The 22,983-nt window shown below is 50.0% G+C and carries 21 protein-coding genes and 2 pseudogenes; 6 read left to right on the forward strand and 17 right to left on the reverse strand.

All coding sequences use genetic code 11. The annotated features are described in order from the left end of the window. Window positions 1-12: 12 nt before the first annotated feature. The 11 genes and pseudogenes from EYB31_RS34580 to EYB31_RS34630 all read right to left on the reverse strand — a co-directional run bounded on the left by EYB31_RS34580 (window position 13) and on the right by EYB31_RS34630 (window position 10,539). Window positions 13-492 (reverse strand): TRAP transporter small permease, encoded by a 480-nt coding sequence (locus tag EYB31_RS34580; protein WP_165452773.1) that lies wholly within the window; start codon window positions 490-492, stop codon window positions 13-15. A gap of 118 nt (window positions 493-610) precedes the next feature. After that, window positions 611-1,645 (reverse strand): DctP family TRAP transporter solute-binding subunit, encoded by a 1,035-nt coding sequence (locus EYB31_RS34585; protein ID WP_131018156.1) that lies wholly within the window; start codon window positions 1,643-1,645, stop codon window positions 611-613. Beyond that, window positions 1,642-2,736 carry an NAD(P)-dependent alcohol dehydrogenase gene (locus EYB31_RS34590; RefSeq protein WP_131018157.1) on the reverse strand — a complete coding sequence of 365 codons (1,095 nt, stop codon included), beginning with the start codon at window positions 2,734-2,736 and terminating at the stop codon, window positions 1,642-1,644. Before EYB31_RS34590 ends, EYB31_RS34585 begins: the two co-directional genes overlap by 4 nt. Further along, window positions 2,714-3,784, reverse strand: a complete 1,071-nt coding sequence (locus EYB31_RS34595; RefSeq protein WP_131018158.1) for a zinc-dependent alcohol dehydrogenase — start codon at window positions 3,782-3,784, stop codon at window positions 2,714-2,716. Before EYB31_RS34595 ends, EYB31_RS34590 begins: the two co-directional genes overlap by 23 nt. Window positions 3,785-3,848: 64 nt before the next feature. Further along, the gene (locus EYB31_RS34600) at window positions 3,849-5,291 is read right to left on the reverse strand and encodes an aldehyde dehydrogenase family protein (protein ID WP_131018159.1); all 1,443 of its coding nucleotides are present in this window, start codon (window positions 5,289-5,291) and stop codon (window positions 3,849-3,851) included. A gap of 13 nt (window positions 5,292-5,304) precedes the next feature. After that, the gene (locus tag EYB31_RS34605; RefSeq protein WP_131018160.1) at window positions 5,305-6,255 is read right to left on the reverse strand and encodes a transketolase family protein; all 951 of its coding nucleotides are present in this window, start codon (window positions 6,253-6,255) and stop codon (window positions 5,305-5,307) included. Continuing rightward, window positions 6,255-7,106 carry a transketolase gene (locus EYB31_RS34610; RefSeq protein ID WP_170318296.1) on the reverse strand — a complete coding sequence of 284 codons (852 nt, stop codon included), beginning with the start codon at window positions 7,104-7,106 and terminating at the stop codon, window positions 6,255-6,257. The genes EYB31_RS34605 and EYB31_RS34610 overlap by 1 nt, the downstream gene beginning before the upstream one ends. Before the next feature lie 13 nt (window positions 7,107-7,119). Then, window positions 7,120-8,244 (reverse strand): mandelate racemase/muconate lactonizing enzyme family protein, encoded by a 1,125-nt coding sequence (locus tag EYB31_RS34615; protein ID WP_131018161.1) that lies wholly within the window; start codon window positions 8,242-8,244, stop codon window positions 7,120-7,122. Window positions 8,245-8,373: 129 nt separating this feature from the next. Continuing rightward, the gene (locus EYB31_RS34620) at window positions 8,374-9,363 is read right to left on the reverse strand and encodes a LacI family DNA-binding transcriptional regulator (RefSeq protein WP_131018162.1); all 990 of its coding nucleotides are present in this window, start codon (window positions 9,361-9,363) and stop codon (window positions 8,374-8,376) included. Window positions 9,364-10,083: 720 nt separating this feature from the next. Next, window positions 10,084-10,266, reverse strand: a pseudogene (locus EYB31_RS34625) (helix-turn-helix domain-containing protein); the annotation flags it as partial. 141 nt (window positions 10,267-10,407) lie between these two features. Then, window positions 10,408-10,539 (reverse strand): aldo/keto reductase, encoded by a 132-nt coding sequence (locus EYB31_RS34630; RefSeq protein WP_131018163.1) that lies wholly within the window; start codon window positions 10,537-10,539, stop codon window positions 10,408-10,410. An 840-nt stretch (window positions 10,540-11,379) separates the two neighbouring features. On the opposite strand from EYB31_RS34630, the gene cntA reads away from it, so the two are divergent. From cntA to cntE, 6 genes are read left to right on the forward strand one after another with little or no spacing between them, the layout of a single operon-like run. Continuing rightward, window positions 11,380-12,987 (forward strand): staphylopine-dependent metal ABC transporter substrate-binding lipoprotein, encoded by a 1,608-nt coding sequence (cntA, locus tag EYB31_RS34635; RefSeq protein ID WP_131018164.1) that lies wholly within the window; start codon window positions 11,380-11,382, stop codon window positions 12,985-12,987. A gap of 48 nt (window positions 12,988-13,035) precedes the next feature. Next, window positions 13,036-13,968 (forward strand): nickel/cobalt ABC transporter permease, encoded by a 933-nt coding sequence (gene opp1B, locus EYB31_RS34640; protein WP_131018215.1) that lies wholly within the window; start codon window positions 13,036-13,038, stop codon window positions 13,966-13,968. Window position 13,969: 1 nt separating this feature from the next. Next, a complete protein-coding gene (gene cntC / locus EYB31_RS34645) occupies window positions 13,970-14,860 on the forward strand; it encodes a staphylopine uptake ABC transporter permease subunit CntC (RefSeq protein WP_131018165.1) in 891 nt (296 codons plus the stop codon). Between the two features lie 5 nt (window positions 14,861-14,865). Continuing rightward, window positions 14,866-15,687 carry a staphylopine uptake ABC transporter ATP-binding protein CntD gene (gene cntD / locus EYB31_RS34650; protein WP_131018166.1) on the forward strand — a complete coding sequence of 274 codons (822 nt, stop codon included), beginning with the start codon at window positions 14,866-14,868 and terminating at the stop codon, window positions 15,685-15,687. Then, window positions 15,674-16,414: an ABC transporter ATP-binding protein gene (locus EYB31_RS34655; RefSeq protein WP_131018167.1), complete on the forward strand. Its 741-nt coding sequence runs from the start codon at window positions 15,674-15,676 to the stop codon at window positions 16,412-16,414. The genes cntD and EYB31_RS34655 overlap by 14 nt, the downstream gene beginning before the upstream one ends. Window positions 16,415-16,440: 26 nt before the next feature. Continuing rightward, a complete protein-coding gene (gene cntE / locus EYB31_RS34660; protein WP_131018168.1) occupies window positions 16,441-17,610 on the forward strand; it encodes a staphylopine family metallophore export MFS transporter CntE in 1,170 nt (389 codons plus the stop codon). A gap of 24 nt (window positions 17,611-17,634) precedes the next feature. On the opposite strand, the gene EYB31_RS34665 is transcribed toward cntE, so the two are convergent. The 6 genes and pseudogenes from EYB31_RS34665 to nikA form a co-directional block, all read right to left on the reverse strand. Next, window positions 17,635-18,753 carry an ABC transporter ATP-binding protein gene (locus tag EYB31_RS34665; protein WP_131018169.1) on the reverse strand — a complete coding sequence of 373 codons (1,119 nt, stop codon included), beginning with the start codon at window positions 18,751-18,753 and terminating at the stop codon, window positions 17,635-17,637. Between the two features lie 3 nt (window positions 18,754-18,756). Then, window positions 18,757-19,008, reverse strand: a pseudogene (locus tag EYB31_RS41615) (ABC transporter ATP-binding protein); the annotation flags it as partial. Further along, on the reverse strand, window positions 18,899-19,321 hold the full coding sequence (locus EYB31_RS34670) for an ATP-binding cassette domain-containing protein (RefSeq protein WP_165452774.1): 423 nt from the start codon (window positions 19,319-19,321) through the stop codon (window positions 18,899-18,901). The gene EYB31_RS34670 and the pseudogene EYB31_RS41615, both read right to left, overlap by 110 nt. Window positions 19,322-19,346: 25 nt before the next feature. Then, the gene (nikC, locus tag EYB31_RS34675; protein ID WP_131018171.1) at window positions 19,347-20,228 is read right to left on the reverse strand and encodes a nickel transporter permease; all 882 of its coding nucleotides are present in this window, start codon (window positions 20,226-20,228) and stop codon (window positions 19,347-19,349) included. Beyond that, complete coding sequence (gene nikB / locus EYB31_RS34680; protein ID WP_240763161.1) at window positions 20,225-21,163, reverse strand: nickel ABC transporter permease; 939 nt, start codon at window positions 21,161-21,163, stop codon at window positions 20,225-20,227. The genes nikC and nikB overlap by 4 nt, the downstream gene beginning before the upstream one ends. Window positions 21,164-21,175: 12 nt before the next feature. Continuing rightward, window positions 21,176-22,747: a nickel ABC transporter substrate-binding protein gene (gene nikA, locus EYB31_RS34685; RefSeq protein WP_240763162.1), complete on the reverse strand. Its 1,572-nt coding sequence runs from the start codon at window positions 22,745-22,747 to the stop codon at window positions 21,176-21,178. Between the last annotated feature and the right edge of the window lie 236 nt (window positions 22,748-22,983).

Consider the following 22,983-nt stretch of genomic DNA (forward strand, 5'->3'; position numbering starts at 1 on the left):
ACCCTCCTGCAATTATTCAGGTGTCGTTGATGCCGCTTCTTTTCCCCTGACCGCATCGATCAGGAATCTCGCGGAATATAACGTTAGAAGTACAAAAGCCGCCGCTGCCGACATATCGATAAAAGTGTAGGGAATCCGCAAAGCAGCTGTAGGCCGCACCCATGCGCCAATGGACAGCTTCGTGCTCAAATAAATGAAATACATGTTGGCGATGGTCAAAAGGGCAAAATTAAATATTTTAGCCGCATGCCTCGCATGAGGCGGCAGGCGGTCTACGATGACGTCAATTGCGATCAGCGCATGATTTTTGTAAAGGATACACACCCCGAAAAACACACAATACGTAAATCCCATAAACGCGATTTCTTCCGTGTAACTGAAGGAATGCCCGAAGAAATACCTCGAAATGACGTTGATAATAACCATGATCAGCATAACGGCGAATGCAAACGAACTGATGAGTTTTTCAAAATGCTGGATGAACCACTTCATAAATACACCCCGTTTCATCAGAAAAAAAGGTTTGGCAGAGGCGGATACAGCGCAAATACGGATCACCCTTGTCATTCGCAATTCGCGCTGTATATTCGTATACCCGAACTAACCGCGGTTACTGAATGGCTTTCAGCATGCTGTCATAAAGTCCTGGCGTCCATTCCGGAAAGCTCTTGCTGACACTTTTGGAAGCCTCGATAAACCCTTCTTTTTTAACTTCATTGAATTTAACGCCTTCCGTTTCCAGCTTCTGACGGAACTCTTTTTCGATGTCGGTGATCAGCTTAGCCCGCTTGGCAGGATACGCTTGCCCTACCTCGTCAATTGCTTTTTTGGCTTCCGCAGGCAGTGAATCGTAAACTTGCTTAGACATGACGATAGAGGTTGTCGCCACCAAATGCCCGGTCAGAGATATATGTTTTTTGGCCTCGTACAACTTGGACGAATAAAGCAGTGAAAGCGGAGATTCGGCCGCATCGGCGACGCCTTGGGACAAAGCGGTGTATACTTCGCTCCAGGCCGTATTAGTCGGATTTCCTCCCAATACCTTCGTCACTTCGTTCCACATCTTGGTCGGCGCGTTTCTGATCTTCATGTTTTTCGTATCGTCGCGGGTGACAACCTCTTTGCCGGAAATAAGATGTCTTGTGCCGAAGTAGACAAGGGTGACGATTTTCAGCCCTTTCTCCTCAAGCTTCCGGGATAAATTTTGCCCTATATCGGATTTCCAGGCTTTTTCAATATCCTCGGGTTTTTTGAATAAATACGGATGCATAAAGATGGAAAAGTCCGGAACGTAATCGGCAAGATGGCTCGGATCGCTGTCCTGCAATATAGGCGCCCCGTAGGAGATCGCTTGGATCGTATCGGTCGTTTTGCCCAGCGTTTCGGTCGGGTAAATCTGAACTTCAAGAGTACCCTTGGACGCTTCGGTCAGCTCTTTGGCGAAATCCTGCCAATAAGTGTACGTTTTATCCGAGCTGGATGCAACCATATTCATTTTCAACACGGTTTTTTTCTTGGCAGCGTCACCTGCTTGCTCTCCTTTACCGGCAGAGCTTCCTGTCCCTGACGGCGCAGTCCCGGAATTGGAGCATGCCGCTATAAAAATCAAACTAATTGCAAGTGTCAGGCTGATCAGCTTTTTCATTGGTCTGTCCCCTCTCTATGTCCATGCGGGTATACAATCACTTTCAAGCTGCCGCTTTTGTTCGTTCTCGCCCGCTCCATTGCCGTCCCCGTTTCCTCTAAGAAGTAGCGGTCGGTTATGAGCGGTGCAATATCAAATTCACCGGACGCCAATATTTGAATGGCAAGTGGGTACGTATTTGCGTATCTGTATACAGTGCAAAGATCGATTTCCTTAAGCAGCATCTGCGTTAAATTGAGCGGTACCGTCTCTGTCCCCGGGAACCCGACCGAAACCAGCTTGCCGCCGCGTTTGACGACTTCAATCGCTGTGTTAAGCACATCCGGATGCCCCGATGTATCGATCGCGATATCTGCCCCTTTTCCTTGCGTTGCCTTCAAAACCTGTTCGCCGACTGACTGCTCCGCTGCATGAACGACTGCACTCGCTCCAAGCCGTTCCGCGAGCTTTAAGCGAAACGGCTCGACGTCGGAAACGATAATCTGCTTAGCGCCAAGCGCTTTGGCAGCTATGACCGCCGTAAGCCCGACAGGACCCAGCCCCGTGACCAGCACCGTCGCTCCAGTTGCTAGGCCCGCTCTTTGACAAGCGTGTATGCCTACCGACAACGGCTCTGCAAGGGTGGCAGCCTCGAATGAGAGGCGGTCCGGAATCGGAAACAGAAGATGCTCTGGGTGAATGAGGTATTGAGTAAACGCACCGTTTGTCGGCGGAGAAGACAAAAATTGAACGGAAGGGCACAAGTTGTATTGGCCGGATTTGCAATATTCGCAACGAAGGCAAGCCGCCCCGGGCTCTATCGCCACCCGGTCACCGATGTTAACCCGCGTGACTTGATTTCCGGCACCAACCACAACGCCGGAGCATTCATGACCTTGGATGAACGGATATTCAACCTGTTTGTTCCCGATTCGTCCATGCTCATAATAATGAACATCCGAGCCGCATACGCCAACCGCCATCATTTTTACAAGTACATCCAAGGGCCCCGGTTCACCGAGCTTTCTCTCCTCCATTTCGACCCGCAGAGGACCTTGAAGCACGGCGGATCTCGTAGTGACCGGTCTATCAGCAACCGCTTTCAAATGCATTGCCCCCTTCTTTATTGTCGTCGTAATAAAGCAGCACCTTGCCGCCCCGCTTTTTTTCGCAAAGCTCAAACGCTTCTTGCCACTGGCTTAGCGGAAATTGATGAGTAATGACGTCCTGCAGACGGATCTTGTTTTGCTCAAAAATGCGGATGACTCTGTCCCAGGTCGACAAAGAATGCCCTACCGATCCGTACAGCTGTATTTGCTTGAATAAAATCAAATCGTAATCAAGTGTCACCTGCTTGCCTGCTATGCCGACCTGAATGAATTTGCCCATTTTTTTCAGCGCATGAAGGCAATTGGAAATCGACGGCCCGGCCCCGGCGCATTCAATCGCCACATCCATCCCTAGACCGCCCGTTTCCGCCTGCACGATGGAATGCAAATCCTCTTTCAACACATCCACTGTCAAATCCGCACCCAATTTCCGCGCCAGCTGCAGGCGCTCCGCATCCTCCGTCGTTCCGGCCACGACAACCCGGATGCCGCGTCCGACGAGCAAAGCGAGGCACAGCAAGCCTATAGGCCCCGGCCCAGAGATCAGCACGCGGTCGCCGGCCTGAATCGAAGTCAGCTCTTCCAGCGCATTCACCGCGCATGCCAGCGGCTCTGCCAATGCGGCGACTTCCAGTGGGATATGGTCCGGCAGTCGGTACACCATATCCTCGCGAACGACCACATATTTCGTAAAGCTGCCGTGCACGCCGTAACCCATTCCTCTTCGTTGCGGGCAAAACATGTATTTGCCCTGCCTGCAATAAGAGCATGTTCCGCAGGTCACCGCAGTGGAAGGAAGCACGGTGACCCTGCTTCCTACCCGGTGATGCTTAACCGCCGCACCCACTTCAGCTATCACTCCAGAAAATTCGTGCCCCAGCACGACAGGCGGATAATTCATGAAGGTGTCGTGCAAAATGTGCAGGTCCGTTCCGCATATTCCCGTATACCGAACCTCAATTTTTACGGAATTGTCCGCACAAACAGGTTCTTCCACGTCGCGGAGCTCGACGTTTCCGTAACCTCTGCCTGTTTTCATTAACGCTTTCATTCTCTGAACCCCTTCCTATACCGTGATAACCCACTAACCTGTCTGTGTTGCATCCGCAGCAGAATTACATCTTGATGTTAACGATGCGCTCGTCCGTCATTTCCTCTATCGCGTAACGCGGGCCTTCTTTCCCTAGACCGCTGTTTTTGATTCCTCCATACGGCATAATGTCCGAACGGAAGGAAGAGACATCGTTAATGTTGACTCCGCCCGCCTCAAGCTCGTGCGCCGCTCTCATAGCAAGCTGCAGGTCGTTTGTGAAAATTCCGACCTGGAGACCGTACTCCGACCGGTTTGTTTGCTCGAACACCCAGTCGATATCGTCATACGGGACGATGTTGATGACCGGCCCGAACAGCTCCTGGCACATGATCTTCATATCCGGCTTCACATTCGTAACGATCGTTGGCTGATAGAACGAACCGTCCCTTTTGCCTCCGCAAAGGATTTGCGCTCCTTCCGCAACCGCCTCGTTCACCCACGCTTCGATCCTTGCCGCTTCTTTCCCGGAAATTAACGGGCCGATATCCGTATCTGACTCCTCCGGATTTCCGACCTTGAGGGTGGAAGCGAACTGTACCATTTTGGCGGTAATTTCATCGTGGATATCTTTATGCACGTACAGCCTTTGCACCGATGTGCACGCCTGCCCGTTGGCTGTCGTGAACCCGCGCAGCGCCGATAATTGGGCAATTTCGTCCAGCGGCCCCGCATCGCGGTGTATGATATTCGGAGAGTTGCTTCCAAGCTCCAGGGTGACTTTTCTAATTCCGGTCGATTGTTTGATATGTTTACCGACGCGCAGGCTTCCTGTAAACGTGTACATGTTGATGCGATCGTCTTCAAGCAAATACTGTCCCGTTTCGTGGCCGAAGCCGTTCACTACATTGAGAAATCCGGGCGGCAGCCCGGCCTCCTGCAAAACCTCGACCAACAGCATGACGGATATGGGTGTCAATTCGGCCGGCTTCAAGACCGTCGCATTGCCTGCCGCAATAGCCGGCGCGATTTTATGGGCCGTCAAATTGATCGGATTGTTAAAAGGAGTAATCGCGCAAACGACGCCAACAGGAACACGAATCGTAAACGATAGACGATTTTCGTTGCCCGGCTGACCCGCGATCGGTACGCAATGCCCCGTTATTCGTTTCGCTTCTTCCGCAGCGATTGTAAACGTCGTAACGGCGCGGTCTATTTCCACCCGGCAATCCTTGATCGTCCTGCCAACCTCCTTGACAAGCGACGCCGCAAACTGCTCTTTGCGTTCCTGAAGCATTCGCGCTGCCTTCGATAAGATGCCGCTTCTCTCCGCAGGGGACAATGTATTCGTTTTGAACGTGTGCAGCGCATTCCCGACCGCCCTCTCGACAACTTCGCGGCTCGCTTTATGCACGTGGGCCAGAAGCTCGCCGTTGTATTTGTTGTAAACAGGAAACGTTTCTCCGGAAAAATCCGCGCAGCCGCCGATGATGCTGCCGATCGTGATAACATCCCGCTCGTTTGTCATGCCGCATCCCCTTTCATTTTTTCCTTAAGATTTCCTTTACTTTTCGAACTACGTGCCGGGACGATAATCCGTACCTATCCAGCAGCGCCTCGTTAGAGCCCGATTGAATATTGATGTCTTCCACTCCGACCCGCAGTACCGGCACCGGATAATGTTCGGCCAGCGTCTCCGCTACCGCTCCGCCGAGTCCCCCGATAATGCTGTGCTCTTCCGCTGTTACGACGGCTCCGGTTTGTTTCGCGACCGCGATTATCGCATCGACGTCCAGCGGTTTAATAGTCGGCACATGCAGCACAATCGCCGAAATCCCCTCTTTTTCAAGCTCGGCGGCTGCGCACAACGATCGGCCTGTTTGCGTTCCGGATGTAATAATGGCGACATCGCTGCCTTCCCTCAGCTTTACTGCCTTTCCGAACATAAACGTATACTCTTCAGGCAAAGCGCGAGCAACCGGGTCCCGGGCAACGCGAATATATACCGGCCCTTTATAGCGGTTTGCAAACTGCATAGCCTGTTTTAACTCCCCCGTATCTCCCGGCGCGATCACAGCCATATTCGGCAAGCTTCTCATGATCGCCACATCTTCTACGGCCTGATGGGTTTTTCCGGCGCAACCATTAAGCAGCCCGCTGTACGCCCCGATCATTTTAACGTCCATTTTCGGCTGTGCGACGACGACGGAAATTTGATCCAGACTGCGTTTGGTCAAAAATGCCGCAAACGTGGCGATCCAAGGCTGCAGACCAGCGCTGGCCATCCCTGCTGCCACGCCCATCATATTTTGCTCGGCAATTCCCATCTGCAGAAATTTCTCCGGAAACTGCTCGGCGACCGTGTTGATTTTGGTGGAATTGGCCAAATCCCCGTCCAGCGCGTAAACTTTGGGATCGGACTTGGCCAGCTCCAAAATCACTTCGCCAAACACATCCCGCATCGATGTTTTCTCCAGCGTTAATTTCGCCATTAACTCAGCCCCCCCGCGGAAATTTCATTTACGGCCCGCTCCAACTCTTGGTCCGTAGGTACTTTGGAGTGCCATAAATAGGCGTTTTCCATAAAGCTGACTCCTTTTCCTTTCACCGTTTCGGCGACCACAACCGTCGGCGTGCCGGTATGCGCTTGAGCCAAGCGGCAAGCCCGTATAATGTCCTCAAAGTTATGCCCGTCGATCGTGATGACATTCCAGCCGAAAGCTTCCCACTTGCGCTCGGGATTTTGCACCGGACGTTCCCGGCTTTTGTCCTTCGCTTCCCATCCGTATTGCTGCAGCTTGTTGTAATCCATCAGCACGATCAAATTGTCCAAGCCGTAACGGTAGGCCACATCCGCCGCTTCCCACACCTGGCCTTCCTGAATTTCTCCATCGCCGACCATGCAATAAGTCGTATAGCTTTTTCCCTGCAGCTTTGCGGCAAGCGCCATGCCCACAGCTGCGGATATGCCTTGGCCCAGCGAACCTGTCGACATATCGAGCCCGGGCAATACGTTCATATCCGGGTGAGCCTGTAGCCTGGAATCGATTGTATCGAATGTTTTTAATTCCTCTTCGGGTAAATAACCTCTTAACGCCATCACGGAATACAAAGCCAGCGCCGAATGCCCTTTGGACAAAACAAAGCGGTCGCGGTCTTCCCAATTCGGCTGCTCCGGTTTAATGTTCATCAGCTCGAAATATAACGCAACCAGCATATCCGCAGCGGAAAGTGGTCCTCCTACATGCCCTGCATTGGCGTAATGAACAGTCTCAATAATCAATTTTCTAACGGACGCGGCAGTCAAATGTAATTGTTTTAATTTTTCCACGGTCAGTGCCATCAGTATCCCCCCATTACTTATCCAAACGGTACTTGTTGATGCAATCCCAGTTCAGCTTAATGCCGAAGCCAGGGGCATTCGGGATTTCATAATATCCGTTTATAAAAGGATTGCGGTCCTCGATCATGGCATAAAACATTGGGTCGCGGTCGGGATGGAACACCTCCAGAAAAGTTCCCGTCGGCGCTGCTCCAAGCAGATGGGACGATATTTGCGGCTCTTCGTGATGGGCCATTTCAAGCCCCAGCGCCGCTGCCGCGCCAGCAACCTGCCTCCATACCGTAGGCCCGCCGCTCCAGCTGGCATCATAGTTGCAAACGTCAATCGATCCCCTGGTCATCATTTCGATGCACACAGCCGGGGAAACTTCACTTTGTCCGGCCGCTACAGGAATTCCGGACATCATGCGGATATCCTTAATCGCGGCTTTATCGTAGCTCCAGCGGCAGGGCTCCTCGAACCAGCGAATATTAAACTTCTGTACGGCCAGCGCGAACTTCAGAGCATCGCTTCGTTCAAACCCCTGGTTTGCGTCGACGGCTAGGATGAAGTCGTCACCAGCAGCTTTTCTGGCAATTTCCACACGTTTGGCGTCAACCTCCGGACTTCTTCCGCCGACCTTGAATTTACAGGCAGCCACTCCCATCTCCATATAGCTTTCGATATCCGCGACAATCGTTTTTTCGTCCACATCCATTCCTTCGGTGTAATAACCGCCGATCAGCATAACGGGCAAAGACGTTTTTGTGCCCCCCCACAGCTTGACCAAAGGCTGATTTAACGTTTTGCCGATCGAATCGTAAAGCGCGCTGTCCACACAGGCAATCGCATTTAACGCCACTTTGCGGTCGGCAAGAATGTTGAACGTAAGCGGATAAATCTTATTCCAGATGCCGTTCATATCAAAAATATCCTCGCCGATAATCCGTGGTGCAATGTCGTTTTGAATCATGCTTATGATGGCGTCCAGATGATCGATTTCATCGCCGTTGTATATTTCCCCCACGACTCCGTCTTCTGTCGTAATGCGAGTCACGACTGTCACGCGATGAGACATAAAATAATTGCTGCCCTTGTAAATTTTGTTTAGGGGCATCTTAACCGGAATGGCTTCCACACTGCGAATCCGCGATTGCATAGTTCCCGTCTCCTTTGACATCGGTTAGTATCCATCGTTTGCGAGCGCTGTCATTTCGACCGAAACCCGCTTTTAATTTTATTTAATATTCTGTTAAATGGAATCGTTTCCTGTTTTGCTGAAAAAAAATTATTTACATAAGCTGCACGAATCTCTAACAATAAATTCCGTCGGAACGACAGCGGAAGGCATCTTGCCGTACAGCTCAGGCTCTTCCATGTACTTGATCAGAATGCGAGATATGCTCTGTCCTATCGTTACTAGCGGACGCCGAATCACCGTGATTGCAGGGCTCAGCAACTTGGTCAATTCGTTGTCCTCAACCGTTATAATCGAGATATCCCGCGGATATTCCAATTGGTTTTCTCTGATCGATTCGAGAATTCCGTGAAACATCTGGTTATTAAGTGATAAAATCGCCGACACCTTGCCGCTTTTTATTTTGGGCAACAGGTTCAGCATAAGCATTTTTCCCGATTCATTCGTGAACTGCCCCTCCAGAATCAATCCTTCGTCAAATGCCAGACCCTGCTCGCGAAACGCTTCTTTATATGCCTCGATACTTACTTTCGTAGGGCGTATTTTGCCGGTGCCGCCCACCAATGCAATGCCGCGATGCCCTAATGTGAGCAAATACTCCGTCGCTTTCTTCACCGAGCTGAAGTAGTCCGTAACGACTCCGGCAACAAGACCCGGCACATCCCGGTCCAGCGTAACAATCGGAACGTTTAATTTGGAAAAAAGCTTTTGCAAATCATCGTCATTTTCCGTCGGTGTCGAAAGAATGATGCCATCAAATTTGCGGCTTTCCAAAAAAGACGTTATTTTTCCCGCCACATCGCTTGTTCCAATATCGCACAGCGACAGCGTGTAGGACGAATTGTCCAATTCGCTTTGTATTCCTTTGGCGATAAGAGCAAACGCCACATTGGAGATATCGACAAAGAAACCGATGCTTTTGTATTTGTTGGACCGCATGCTGCGGGCAATTTGATTAGGCGAATAGCCGAGCTGCTCGATGCTTTCAAATATTTTCCGTTTCGTTTTGGCGCTGATTCCGGCTGATCCGTTGATCGCTCTGGAAACAGTTCCTATTCCGACCCCTGCATGATTCGCCACTTCTTTTATCGTTATTTTGTCTGTTTGTATTATTTATCAGCACCTTTCCCGATATTAATTCGGAAACGTTTCCTATTCGCATTATAGGATTTAATTGGAGTTGTTGTCAATACATGATCTCAAAAAAATGGAAATCTCTTGCCTTCAGAAAGTCGGTTCTCACGGAGCTCAATTCATTGTTCAGGAGATCGTGCCTACAAATTGACTCAATATGTGATATTCCAGTTAGAAAACGGAGACCGCAAACCCGCGTGGTTCCGTTATTGTTGTTTCAGAATTCATTAGAATTTGATGACCGCGGCGAAAAAGTCCTATTTTGGGGCCTTTTTGCATAGATATACATGAAATTCAATCCATTGCTTCTTCTCAAGGATAGAGATTGAGTACCCGAGTAATGTTTTTCGTGAACATGACAAATTTAAGAGTTATATGTCGATTTTGCTTGTCGTTGATCGGGTCAATCAATATTTTTATGTAAACTCATTTAAAGAGAAAACCCCCGAAGTTCCACCAGATTTCTTAGCGTTTTAGCTAACGAAAGGATGACGAGTAAAATCGAGTAAGAGGGGCTGCTAGCCCCCATCTTCTCATATCACCGTACATCAGACTGTCTAACAACTGATTTCTGAACACCCTTAAAAACATGAATTTATGCAATTTTACTCAAATTAACGTAGTGCACCATAAAAATTGAACAAGCTCGGTCTCAGAAAAGACGTATTAATCCCTCGTGCTTTCGAATCGTCTTAGTTTCTCCGTGTCCCGGGCTGGAGATGAACCGAAGAAGCGGGAGTACTCTCGATTAAACTGTGAAGGACTTTGATAGCCAACATGAAATGCGGCACTGGTTACTGAATAGCCCTCAAATGCAATGAGGTTTCTAGCCTCCAAAAGCCTTAATTGCTTTTGAAATTGGAGTTGTCAAAAAAAGTGCAGTTTGAAAACACCCTCATACAGAAATTCCGTTACTAAGCTGCTTGTGACAGCATTCTTTCGCGATAAATAGCCGAGGGCTAGCCCCCAGGATTAGAGGTGTAGATCACTTCAAACCTTCAGGTTCTCATCCCACACCATGCCACACTTGGTCGCGAGAACTACCCTGCTGCGGTCGCCCTTTAAGGCTTTGCCTATCACTTCTTCGGAATGCCCTTTTCCATATACCGGTTTATGGGGCAATTAATGAGATAATGTTCTTGTCACCCGACAATTGTATTTACATGGTTGGTTTTTACCATCGCACAAATTCACATACATTTAATGACACAAAATTCCCTACATTCGAGATATCGCCGCGGTTGCGTTTTTCCAGGGGGGGTTGAAGTGAAAGTAACGCCCTGTTCGGCTGTTGTCCGCTGCCCAACCCTTTCCGTCAAGTGAGTCCTTTATGCCTTTTTTTCCTAACAGATTCAGATATTCCGCATTGGTAAAGTGTGAACCTTGATTGCTGTTCATAAACTCCGATTTACAGCGACTGAATGCGCGCCCTTCTATCTCCTTTTTTCGGCAGTAAATTTAGATTCTTGATCCATCTTTGTAATTCAGCCCATCTTGAAAAAAACATATTTGCCGAATTGTCAATAGTTTATACAATAATCAAACATTGACTTACATCCAAGTCTATCATACTATTAAACAGTAATATTTACTATTAATGGTTATGAATGTCATCTTTTCAATATTATATTTCCAGTGGGTGTCAGCTCACATGGTCTAGACAGCACTATTTTTCATCAGAAAGAAGTATGAATACAATCGACAAATCTGAACTGCATAGCTTGGGAGGTTTATATATGGATAATTTAACCACTATTAATTGTGAGAATTGTTCTTACTTTCATTCACATAGCGATAATGCTAAATATTCATTTAAATATCTAAATTGGATTATCCGGGAACGAGAACCCCCATTGCTTAATTGAAGCAACTAGCAAAATAAAAATAGAGTAAATATGTAAGAACTCGGGTTCAGTTAAAACAAATATAATATGGAAATATCATTTCCATGGAGGGTCCAATATGAAAAGAAAATTGGTTACATTGTCATCTGTGCTGCTTGCCGCCACTCTGCTGCTGGCAGGATGCGGCGAAAACAAAGAGAAAATCACGGGAGAATCGGGCAAAAGCACGGAACTGATTTATGCGACATCCAAAGATATCAATGACATGAATCCTCATTTGTATGCAGGATCCATACCGGCGCAAGGGATGGTGTATGAATCGCTCGTTGAAAATACGAAAGACGGCATCAAACCGTCGCTCGCCGAATCGTGGGACATCTCCCCTGACGGGAAAACTTATACGTTTCACCTAAGAAAAGGCGTAATGTTTCATGACGGAACGCCGTTTAATGCGGAAGCGGTGAAACAAAACATCGATGCGGTCCAAAGCAATCCAAGCAAACATTCCTGGATCAAGCTTTCAACAAAGATCGTCAGCGTGAACGTAGTTGATGAATATACCGTTAAGATTGTGTTATCCGAAACGTATTACCCCACTTTGTTGGAATTGGCCATGACCAGACCTTACGCGTTCCTCTCGCCCAAAGATTTTGTCAACGGAGGCACAAAAGATGGCGTAAAAGGATACCACGGCACCGGCCCTTATAAACTCGCAGAGCATAAGACGGAGCAGTATGCCGCATTCGAGTCGAATGAAAGTTATTGGGGCGGCGCTCCCAAGGTAAAGAAAATTACAGCGAAAGTACTTCCCGCCGGAGAAACCACTTTTTTGGCGCTGCAAAAAGGAGAAGTCAATTTCATTTTTACGAATGATCGCGGCGCCGATAGTATCGATGTGCAAGCCATGAATCAACTGGCTGCTAAAGGCGATTATCAAATCGTCCGAAGCGAACCGATGAATACGAAAATGCTTGTGGCCAATAGCAGCAAAGTGAACAGCCCTATTAAAGAAACGGCAGTCCGTGAAGCGCTCTGGTATTCAATCGACCGGGAAACGATCAGCAAGCAAATTTATAGTGGCACGGAAACGGCTGCAAACACCTTATTTTCCCCAAACGTCAGCTATGCCGATGTGGAATTAAAGAAACGGGGCTACGACTTGGAGAAGGCGAAAGCTCTTCTGGAGAATGCAGGGTGGAATTCAGAAAGCGGCAGCGATATCAGAACAAAAGCTGGAAATAAATTAGCCATGAAACTATTCTACGATGCGAACTCTCCTTCGCAAAAAACGCAGGCCGAATTCATTCAAAATACGACGAAGAAGATTGGAATCGGGCTGGAATTAGTCGGTGAAGAATCGACATCTATTGCCAAAAGAAGAACGACGGGAGATTATGATCTGCTTTTCAACCAAACCTGGGGGCTCGCCTACGATCCGCAAAGCACGATTGCTGCCTTCACATCTGAATCTTCTTATTTGCACACGACCAAAGGGATCGCGAATTCAGCGGATTTATATAAAAAAATTGAAGCTGTCACAGTATCAACCGATGAAAAAACACGAAAATCGTTATATGCAGATATTTTAAGAATCGTTCACGATGAAGCCTTATTTATCCCTCTTACGAACGGCAGCGTCACCGTTGTCGCGCCAAAGACACTACAGGGCATATCATTTAAGCAAACACAATATGAGCTGCCGTTTGAGCAAATGCACTTCAGATGAAAAAAAGGTGTCTTCTCCCCTTTTCTTTGTTTGGAAAGGAAGGCTGCGATGGGCCGTTACATTATTAACCGATTATTGATCTCAATACCGCTGCTTGTGACAATTTCGTTTATGACGTTTATCTTAAACCGCCTGTCTCCCCTGGATCCAGCCGAAGCCGTGCTGCATGCGCAAGGCGTACCGAATATCACGAATGATTTGATCGCCGAGACGAGAGCAGCGCTCGGAATGGATCAGCCCTTATTGCCGAGATATGTGAAATGGCTTATTTCCTGCTTGCAGCTCGATTTCGGGAACTCTTACGTGACGGGAAAACCGGTATGGACTTTGCTTGGCCCGGCATTTGTCAATACGCTAACATTGACGCTTGTTTCCGTTACAGCCATAGTTGTGTTATCTATTGCGCTCGGCATCTTATGTGCTATAAATGAAGGGAAAATACTGGACAAATCCGTTCGCGGGCTCGCCTTTTTTCTGACCTCCATGCCTGCCTACTGGCTTGCAGCACTTATGGTCTGGTATTTTTCCGTAAAATTGGACTTGCTGCCGACTAGCGGGATGGACAACTACCGAAGCTACATTTTATCGGTTGCCGTCATCACCGTCAGCTTTGCCGGCGTCTACTTCAGAATGATCAGAAGCTCGATGCTTAGCAATTTAAATGAAGATTACGTGCTGTACGGCAGAGCATGCGGTTTGCCGGAACGTACAATTATACTCCATATGCTGCGAAACTCCTTGCAGGTAGCTGTTTCCGTATTTGGTATGGCGATTCCGATTATTTTAGGAAGCACGGTTGTCGTGGAGAACTTGTTTGCTTGGCCAGGCTTAGGGACGCTCAGCGTAAGAGCCATTTTAAGCCGGGATTTCCCGATCATTCAAGCGTATGTTCTGGTGCTCGCGGTTGCTTTTGTTTTGTTTAATTCCGTTGCCGATATTGTAAATGCCGCTTTGAATCCCAAGTTAAGGAGAGATCTCTAGAATGAAGCTGCTTGGTCAAATATGCAAAGACAAGCTGGCTGCCCTGTGCCTGATCTTCATCACAGCCATCCTTATTGCAGGCATTCTGGCTCCTCTACTCGCTCCGCACGACCCGGATGAAGTCCACATGAATCTTCGCTATGCGGCTTCCTCATGGGAATATTGGCTGGGCAACGATCATCTCGGTAGATGCGTTTTATCCCGAATCATATACGGCATTCGTCCCAGCGTGCTTTGGGTTTTGGCCGCGTTATCGATTTCGGTGGGATTGGGCGCTGTTATCGGTTTTATTGCGGGTTACTTCAAAGGGAAAACGGATGCCGTCTTGATGCGCATTTGCGATGTCATGCTTTCTTTTCCGGGCTACGTGATGACCTTGGCCGTGATCGGGATTCTGGGCGTAGGCCTCGACAATATTTTAATCGCGTTTGTATTAATGAAGTGGGCTTGGTTTGCCCGCATTATCCGGACGTCTGTCATGCAATTTGCGGATGCGGATTACGTAAGGTTCTCCAAAACACTCGGTATAGGCAACATCCGCATTATGGCGAATCATATCATACCCGTCTCGCTTCCTGACATCGCTGTCATTTCAAGCAGCTCATTTGGCTCCATGATCTTGCAAATATCAGGTTTTTCTTTCCTTGGCTTGGGTATTCAAGCTCCGAATGCGGAATGGGGCATGATGCTAAACGAGGCAAGGAGCGTTATGTTCTCAAAGCCGGAGTTGATGCTGGCGCCCGGACTAGCGATCATACTGGTCGTATCGGCCGTCAACTTTTTATCCGATGCGCTTCAGATTGCTTTGGACCCGAAACTGATGAGCTCAAGGTATAAGCAAAAACAAAGCTTTGTCGAAGCTGTAAAGCTTCATGGGAAAGAGGTGGCCTGATTTCCGTGAATACCCTTACCGTTTCCAATTTGAAAGTATGGGACAGTCGTACCGGCAATGTGATGATTTCGAATAGCTCGTTTGAGGTCAAGCAAGGAAGTTGTCTGGCCATTGTGGGTGAAAGCGGGAGCGGAAAATCGCTGACTTGCAGATCCATCATGCGATTAAATAAAGCCGGGGTCCGCCAGTCCGGCGATATCCTGCTTGGCGAAGTCAACCTGTCAACGCTTTCCGCAAATGAAATGCGGAAAAAAAGAGGGAAGAAGCTCTGCATGATTGTGCAGAACGGCATGCGCGCCTTTGATCCTTCTTGTGCAGTCGGGGTTCACTTACAAGAAACGCTTGCCTGGCATTTCGGCTGGAGCCGGGATGAGATTACAGCCCGGATGAGAAAGGCCATGGAAAGCGTGTTGCTGAAGGAACCGGCCGCCATTATGAACAGTTATCCGCACCAATTGTCCGGCGGCATGCTGCAGCGGGTGATGATCGCGCTGGCCCTCGTGCTGGAACCCGATATCGTGATTGCGGACGAGCCGACAACGGCACTTGACACGATTTCGCAATTTGAGGTTGTGGAGCAATTTAATCAATTAAGGGGAAAAATCAGCTGCTCCATGATCTTTGTGTCTCATGATCTGGGCATTGTCAAACGAATCGCGGACGAGGTTCTGGTCATGAAAGACGGAAATGTCGTGGAACACGGGACAACCCAAGACATCTTCTCCGCAGCCCGGCATGCCTATACCCGTTACTTGGTTTCTTCCAAGCGGGCACTGACGGAACATTTCATGAAGATCATGGGAGGCGAGCGCGATGTTTACCATTGATCATATCAGCAAGTCTTATCCAAAGGGCGGCTTGTTTTCCAAAGAACGAAAGCGAGTGCTTACCGATATTAGTTTCGATTGGGGCCCGGGCGAGTGTCTGGGCATTATCGGAGAAAGCGGAAGCGGAAAGTCAACATTGGGACGATTGCTGCTCGGCATTGAGAAACCGGATCACGGCAGCATTATTTGGGAAGGAAAGCGAATTGACCATCGCAGAACGCGATTCGGCAATATAAGCGCCGTATTTCAGGATTATACCTCCTCTATCAATCCATTTTATACGGTGGAAAAAGCATTACTTGAGCCTTTAAAGCTGCAAAATAACAATCGAGACTCATATGGAAAGTTAGATCGGTTGTTGACTCAGGTCGGATTGGACGCCTCCTACCGCCAAAAATTCCCTCATGAGTTATCCGGTGGTGAAGCCCAGCGGGTGTGTATTGCCAGAGCCATTTCAACGGAACCGAGATGCCTTTTGTTGGATGAAGCGGTCAGTTCCCTGGACGGATCGGTTCAAATGCAGATTCTTGACCTGCTGAAACAATTAAGAACGATATACAACATGGGTTATATTTTCATCACCCACGATATTCAGGCAGCAGCTTATCTATGTGACAGAGTGATGATGATGAGAAACGGCCAAATCGAGGAAATCGTTCAAATCGAACAGTTGAAGGATGTACAGTCGCCATATGCGAGAAAATTGCTGCAAATGATCATTACATAAAAAAAACAGCGGAAGGAGCAGGCTTGTTGAAAGGTGCGTTGTCTTTGCCTTTTTTGAGGTTATATGGTTTGACGCTTTTATATTTTAGCGCCAATGCGATCTTGAACGTTTTCATTCCTTTGAAGGGTGAGTCACTGGGCGCCGCCAATACGACCATCGGCATCATTATGGGAGCGTATTTGTTTACGACGATGCTTTTCCGGCCGTGGGCTGGCCTTCTTATTCAGAAATACGGCCCCATTCCCGTTCTGCGGGCCATTCTTGTCATGAATGGACTGGCGCTTTCGACTTATACGTTTACCGGCCTGGAAGGCTATTTTGTTGCCCGTATGATGCAAGGCGTGTGTACCGCTTTTTTCTCCATGGCTTTACAACTCGGCCTTATTGACGCGTTACCCGATAAAGAACGTTCGCAGGGCATATCGATGTATTCCCTTTGCGCTGCCATACCGGGCATTATCGGTCCCCTGCTCGCTCTTGGCATGTGGCAGACCGGTGAGACATACGTATTTACAGCCGCGATGATCACGATTGCTCTCCTTACGTGCGGCGTGGGCTTTAGCGCCAAAATGGACCGGAATGCAAGTAAACCGACCGGCGGCTCAATAAAACAAGGCGCTGCGATGCTGCAATCTTTCGGACAACTCGTGAAAAATCCGTATTTATTCAAATGCAGCATGCTGATGCTGATTGCATCCCTTGTATTTGGCTCTGTAACCACCTTTATCCCGTTATATGCGGCACAGATTCAAAACGGCAATGCGGCGATTTACCTCATGCTTCAGGCTGGAATCGTAGTTGCTGCACGTTTTGTCTTAAGAAAGAAAATTCCTTCTGACGGAAAGTGGCATTCGGCTTTTGTTACGACAATAATGCTTCTTCTTGCTATAGCAGCGCAATCTGTAAGTTTTTCGATCACGGGCGGAGTCGTGTTTTTCTATGCTGGCGCTGTTCTGATGGGTGTTGCGCAAGCACTTCTCTACCCTACGTTGACAACCTATTTAACTTTTGTGCTGCCCCAGGAAAGCCGAAACGTGCTGGTCGGCTTGTTCATTGCCATGGCAGACCTTGGTGTCTCGCTTGGCGGTGTCATTATGGGCCCGGTTGCGGACCTGTATTCTTATTCTTTTATGTACACGCTGTGTGCGATCTTAAGTGCGCTGATGCTCTTTTTTGCTTATGAACGGCGCCAATAGTTTTTCTATCCAATAAATCATCCCTTACAACGCAGCGGAGATCAGCAGCCTCGTATACGGATGCCTCTTCTCGCTCCAAAGCTCTGTTGCGGCAAATTCGTCGACGATTTTTCCCTCCTTCATCACTAATAGACGGTCGCACAATTGCCCAACCGCTGCAAGATCGTGCGAAATGAACAGCAAGGACATCCCCAATTCGCGCTGCAGCCGCTTGAGAAGGTTCAAAATTTGCCGCTGGGTCGGCATATCCAGACTGGACGTCGGCTCGTCGCAAATCAGCAGCTGCGGACATAAGCTAATTCCGCGGGAAATGCAGGCGCGCTGCCGTTGTCCGCCGCTGAGCTCGTGAGGGTAACGGTCCATATGCTCTTCATCCAAACCCGTTATCCGCAGCAGCCGGAGCGCCTTCTCCCTGCGAGACAGCTGCAGTCCTTCGAAGAACACCGGCTGTGCGTCCTTGTAGTTGTCCAGCGGCTCCAGCACGGAGCGCCATATCGGCAGACGATCGTTGAGAGATGATGCCGAGTCTTGAAAGACCACTTGAACGTGCCTGCGGAATTGGCGCAACGCTTGCTTGCTTGCACCGGCCAATGCTTGCTCCCGGAACAGAACGGCTCCATGCTCGGGCTGTTCCAGGGCTAGCAGCAGCCGCGCCAACGTGCTTTTCCCGCAGCCGCTTTCTCCGACCAGCCCGATGCATTCTCCCTCGCTAATGCGCAGCGAAACCCGATCGACCGCCCTCTCCGTCGCTGCGGCGCCTCCATATTGCTTGCTAAGGCCGACGGCCTTCAAGTATTCGGTCGCAGGCTCCGAAAGCGAAGCCGCTTCGGGGAGATAAGTTGGCTTGCCGGTCAATCTGTAACTGGCGTCAAGCAACTCCCGCGTGTACGGATGCACCGGGCTGTCGCGCAGCTCAAGCGCAGTACCCGAATCGACAATTACACCTTCCTTCATCACCGCAAGCCGATCCGCTCTTCTCCAAACATGACGCAAATCATGCGTGATAAAAAGTACGCCGCAGCCCGTCTCCGTCCGCAAATCGGCGATCAAATCCATAATATGCTCGCCTGTCACAACATCCAGTGCGGTCGTCGGCTCATCCGCTATGAGCAATGACGGTTCGGGGATTAACGCCGCAGCCAATGCAATCCGCTGCAGCTGTCCCCCGCTTAACTCGAACGAATAGCTTTCATATGTTTGCTGCGGAGATAGTCCGACCCGCTCCAGCCAACGAAAAATACGCTTTTTCGCTTCTTTCTTTGGGATCCGCGCGTGTGTATGAACAACCTCAAGCAGCTGATCGCCGATTCGATGGAACGGGGTAAAGCTGCCGCGGTAGTTCTGATACCCAGCCGATTTCTTTGCCGCGCAAATGCTTGCGCCGCACTCCGTCCAAATTGTCGAAAACCCTGTCCTTAAACCTCAATTGCCAGACAGCTCGCAGAGGGCTCTGCAGCATGCCTCCGATCGCGGCGGCGGTCAAGCTTTTACCGCTGCCGCTTTGCCCGATTAGCGCCAGCATCTCGCCTTGGCGAATGCTTAGACTTACGTTGCGAACGAGCTGGCGGCTTGCGCTTCGGTCGGTGAACCCAATCGTCAAGCGGTTTATGGATAAGAGTTCCGGCGCTTCTTCGCCTGAAGCGGGCTGCTGTTCGATGGTGTCTCCATCCCGAAGCAGCCTGACGCCCGGCTCGTTGTAAGAGGAAACCATTCCTGCCACTCCTTTCGTTACGATATTACAGCTGCCTGCGGGCGGCTCCCCCTCGCACATCCAGATATTCGCGCAAGCCGTCGCTTAATTGATTACATGCAAGTACGACAAGCAGAATACATAAGCCGGGATAAATCATCAATTGCGGTTCCGCCATAAAAAACGGCCGGCCGTCGTTAAGCATCGCCCCCCACTCCGGAGCCGGAGGCTGCGCGCCGAGGCCCAAATAGGAAAGGGCCGAAATAAGCAATATGGTACGTCCGATATCTCCCGCTGCGACAATCGCGAGGGGCGAGGCGACATGTCTGAGCAAATGGCGTGTAATGACCGTAAGGTCCGAGCTGCTGGCTGCAATGGAAGCCATGATGTATTCTTTGTTTCGTTCGGACATGACGATTCCGCGGACAATTCTGGCATAGCCAATCCATTTCACGCAGGCGATGGCAATCATCACGTTTATGAGTCCGGGGCCTAAGAAACCGGCAACCGCAACTGCAATCAAAAATTCGGGCAGCGCGCCCAGTCCGTCGGCTATCCGCATCAGGACGGCGTCAAGACGTCCTCCCCGGTATCCCGACAGCAAGCCGACCGGCACGCCGATTGCTGTGACCACGGCAATGACGGCAAGTGACAAACCAAGCGTCGTATGGGCTCCAGCCATTAATCTGGACAATATGCAGCGCCCAAGATGATCCGTTCCGAGAGGGTAAACAAGGCTGGGAGGCTGAAGCCGGTCCGACATATTAACGATAACCGGATTGTTGGGTACCAGCCACTCGCCGGTCAAAGCGAGCAAGGTAAAAAAAAGTAAAATAACTACGCCTGAAACCAGCAAGAAGTAATCTCCGCCATATCGGGTCCATAACGTGCCGGCTCCGCTCCATCGGCTAGTCGACTTCTTTCTCATCGCGGTTCACGCCGCCCCCTCACAATTCGAATGCGCGGATCAAGCGTCGTCAGTCCGACGTCGGCCAGCCAGTTCGCCGTTAGAAAAAAAGCGCCGCTCAACAAAACATAACCCTGCACGACCGGATAATCGCGCAGCTTGATTGCTTCCATCGCCAAGCATCCAAGACCGGGCCAGCCGAACAGCGACTCGGTTACGACGGATCCGGCCAGCAGTGAACCCAGACTGATGCCGGACACAGCGACGATCGGTAGCAGTGCAGCACGCAGCGCATGCCGCAGAGTGATGCGCCATTCTGCAATTCCCCTTGCTCTCGCCGCCCGTATGTACTCCTGCGTCAGCGTATCCAGCAGTCCTGCGCGCAGGAGACGAATATATTCGGGCGCCATGACGAAGCCAAGCGTAAAGGAAGGAAGTATGAGATGGCGGAGGCTGCCGCTTCCCATCATAGGCAGCCAGTTCAATCGGTAAGCGAATAAATAGATAAGCAGCAAGCCAAGCCAGAAGCTCGGAACGGATGAACCGAGCAGCGCCAGCGTCCGGCTTGCCAGGTCGGGAAACTTGCCTTTATATTTGGCGGACAGCACCCCCAGCGGGAAGGAAAACAGCATCAGCACGACGCCTGCGCCAACTGCCAGACTGACAGTGGCGGGCAGCCGCTCCTTCAACATATCCCACACATCCCGGTTGCTTGTCATTGAGCGGCCCCAATCAAGCAGAACAATGTTCGTGAGCCAGTTCGCGTATTGGATGTACACAGGCAAATTCAACCCAAGTTCTTCGCGTACGGCCTCTCTGCCGGCTTGCGTCAGCGCTCCGTCGCTTGCCCGTAAAATAGCAAGCACCGGATCGCCCGGCGCCAGCTTCATCAATATGAATGTGACCATACTTAAGAAAAACAATACGACGGCAAGCTGGAACACCCGGTTTGCCAATTGCAATACCTCCTATTTCAGATCCATTTTGTTTGTCAAGATGTAGAATTCCTCGGCGCCCGGCTTCCAGCCCGTTACACGCTGATTCACTCCCACCAGGATGTTCGGATAAATGATATAGGAATGCGGAAACGCCTCCTTGATAACATCTACCGCTTTGCGGGTCAGCTCATTTCTCTTAGTCACATCTCCCGTGCCGTTTAGTTCCTTCAGGATAGGATCTAACTTATCGATGCGGATGTTGGCAGGGTTATAGGAACCGCCCGGCACGTAAGTTGAATTGAGGAACGATCCGCCGTCCCCTCTCGGAGAGGTCAAATAACTTGAAGTCGACATATCCCAGTCGGTGTGGTCGGCTATATACACTTCCGGATATTCGACGGAAACGATGTTAACCGTGATGCCGAGCTTAGCAGCTTCCGATTGAACCAGCTGCGGAATTAGGGGCAGCTCGGGATTAATGCCGGTAAAGGCGATCAGCCTGAGTGTCAACGGTTTGCCGTCCTTCTCCAGCTTTCCGCTTTTGCCTTTGGAGTACCCGGCGCTTTCCAGCAGTTTAAGCGCCCCTGCTTGATCTAACTTTTGTGCGGCGTTTTTGCTCCCGAACGGAAGGTTCGAGTTGAACGGCCCATTGGCTGGCAGCGCATGGCCGAGCATGATATCCTTGACAATTGCATCGCGGTCGATCAGCTTGTCGAGCACCTGACGGACCCGGATATCGTTTACACTCGCGCTGGACGGATTGTATGTAAAGTAATGGGTGCGGAGGCTCGTGACCGACTGTACGGACAGCTCCTGATCTTTCTTGATCGTCGCCAGCGACTCAGGAGCCAGATGGTACACGATATCTGCCTGCTTCGATTGGAAAGCCAGCGTTCTTACATTGGCATCTGCATTAAATTGAAATTTGACCGTCGCGAGCTTCGCCTTGTCGCCCCAATATTTGTCGTTACGAACGACTGTCAGCTCCTTGCCTGCAACAAAACCCGCAACCTTGAAAGGGCCGGTGCCGATCGGCGCTTTATTGAATGCATCTTTCCCCATCGCCTTCTCCGCAGCGACGCTCATAATACTTGCCGTCGGGTGTACAAGCTCCGTCGGGAAAGCGGGATGCGGCTCTTTGGTCTGGAAAGTCAGCTCCAGGCCTTTCGCTTCGATGGAAGCGATTTTTAAAGAAGCAGCCAACGCTTTGCTGTCGGCGATGCCACGCTCGAAAGAGGCTTTGGCTGCTATGGCGTCGAGCTTGGTGCCATCCTGAAACTCGACATTGTCGCGCAAGGTGAATACCCACGTGGACGGCCCCTTCGCCTCCCACTTGCTAGCAAGCCAAGGCGAAACCTGCATATTGTCGTCCAGACGAACCAGTGTTTCCGTAACTCCTGCTCTAAGCGCTGTCCAGCCGTTGTGCGGGTCAAGCGTATCTACCGGTAGGCTGTGTATAAGGGTCAGCTGCTTATTATCGGCTGTCTTGCTTGTCTCCGTCGCCGGATTCGGCTGCGCTGCTTGACCCGACTGCTTGTCGGCGGAGGTGCAGCCTGTCAAACATATGACGGCCGCCAACATGACGCACCAGCCTATTTTCATACTTCGGCTTATCTTTCTCTGATGCAGCTTCATCGGCAAATTCCTCTTTTCCTTGATTGACCTCTCTGTCAGACAAAGGCAATATCAATTTGATTGTATAACGCTTCCAGTCGGTTTCCATGACTCTATAGGGCTATGCACCTGAATTTTTTGTGAAATGTCCTTAAATATACCATATATCTCCAAATGCACGGTCATTAAATCCCGCCACATTTTTTCCACAAATATCGCATGGC

Source organism: Paenibacillus thalictri (assembly GCF_004307995.1).
Lineage (GTDB): Bacteria > Bacillota > Bacilli > Paenibacillales > NBRC-103111 > Paenibacillus_AF > Paenibacillus_AF thalictri.